Origin of the sequence: Clostridium thailandense (genome assembly GCF_019207025.1) — a bacterium.
GTDB lineage: Bacteria > Bacillota > Clostridia > Clostridiales > Clostridiaceae > Clostridium_AM > Clostridium_AM thailandense.
In genome coordinates this window covers 1-1,663 of record NZ_JAEEGC010000203.1, presented here as the reverse complement: position 1 = coordinate 1,663, position 1,663 = coordinate 1, and the positions used below count along the sequence as shown (strand labels likewise).

1 protein-coding gene is annotated in these 1,663 nt (G+C 37.0%); it reads left to right on the top strand.

The window, feature by feature from the left end:
- The first annotated feature begins 319 nt into the window (after window positions 1–319).
- Complete coding sequence (locus I6U48_RS28055) at window positions 320–1,564, top strand: IS110 family RNA-guided transposase (RefSeq protein WP_218323815.1); 1,245 nt, start codon at window positions 320–322, stop codon at window positions 1,562–1,564.
- Window positions 1,565–1,663: the final 99 nt, after the last annotated feature.

Genomic DNA, 1,663 nt, shown 5'->3' with positions numbered 1-1,663 from the left:
CATAATTATATCCATTCCTTTCGCTTCGCTCAAGGCACAAAACGTAATGAAAAAGTTTGGCTTTAAGCGAATTTTTTTATATTATTAAACCATTGGGATTTCGGTATACTACAAATCACGGGGAGGTGAGTGGGCTGTCTGACTTGTCAGATGACCGCATAATTATATGTGTAGATAGCCTTTTCAAGCACAAATAAGTGTACCTTTGAGTACGTAACCTTATCTTTGTTTAAACAATCTCGTTTAAATGCTAGGCTATCAGTCAATGCCGTTTCTCCCTTTAATTCTTTAGAACTTACTAGTTCAGGAAGGAGTCCCTATGGCTTTAAAAATTGTATACAAAATTTGTTGTGGCATTGATGTCCACAAAACCTTCGTTGTTGCTTGCATTGCAAACACTAATTCTAGGGGTATCACCACTTACAAGAGCCATCGCTTTTCTACCTATACAAAAGGTTTGAAAGAGCTGTTACAATGGCTACTGGATTCTAATTGTAAGGATGTCTGTATGGAATCTACAGGTAAGTACTGGATTCCTGTGTACAACGTCTTGGAAAAAGGCTGTTCTATTGTACTTGCACATCCTAAATATGTTAAGGCTATTCGTGGTAAAAAAACTGACAAGAAAGATGCGAAATGGATTGCTGACCTATTTAAGCACGATCTTGTTGCTGGTAGCTTTATGCCTCCTGCTGATATTCGTCAGCTTCGTGACCTTATGCGCTATCGGTACAAACTAACCTGCTTTATGTCTAGTGAGAAGAACCGTCTCCAAAATTGTCTCACGATTTCCAATATTCAATTGGCTAACGTTGTTTCAGACACTTTTGGCAAAAGTTCAAAAAGAATTTTAGATAAGATTCTTGAAAATCCTTTAGATACTTCCTTTGATATTAAACCTTTAATTCATGGCTCTATGAAAAATAAAATTTCAGAATTAGAGCTCGCCGTTGATGGATATATTTCTCCTGAACAGGCTGGTAAATTAAAGATTATCAAAAGACATTTTGAGGATTTAGAATCCCGGAAAGCAGAGTTAGAAGAACTGATTCTTGCGCTCGCCAGTCCCTATCAACAAGAACTCGACCTAATTCTAACTGCTCCATCATTTAGGAATCCTTTCTCTGCAATCACTGTAATTTCAGAGATTGGAGTAAATATGGAGGCTTTTCCTTCGGCGAAACACTTATGCTCATGGGCAGGATTAACACCTACTAACAATGAAAGTGCGGGGAAGAAAAAATCTGTCCGGGTTTCTAAAGCTGGATGCTACATAAAACCACTTTTAGTACAGTGTGCAACCTCTGTGGTTAAAAGTGAAAAGCATCCTGAAATTCGCAACCGCTATCTCCGCATAAAGAAACGCCGCGGTCACAAGAAGGCAATCATTGCAATAGCAAGAATGCTTCTAACAGCATTATACAATATCTTGAAAAATAAAGAAACTTATAATGCTGAGCTTTATAGAAAATCAGATCTTATCCCTGTTGATCGCGTGATTACAATTGAACAGGCCGTTTTAATAGCGCAGTCTCAAGGTTATAAAATCAAGTCAGCTACCTAACCTTAACTTGTTAAATATTTAATTTTTTGGCCATTGCAAGATGGCTTATTTATCATACTCTTTATTTTAGAATGAATTCATACTTTAATTTTCAACCTT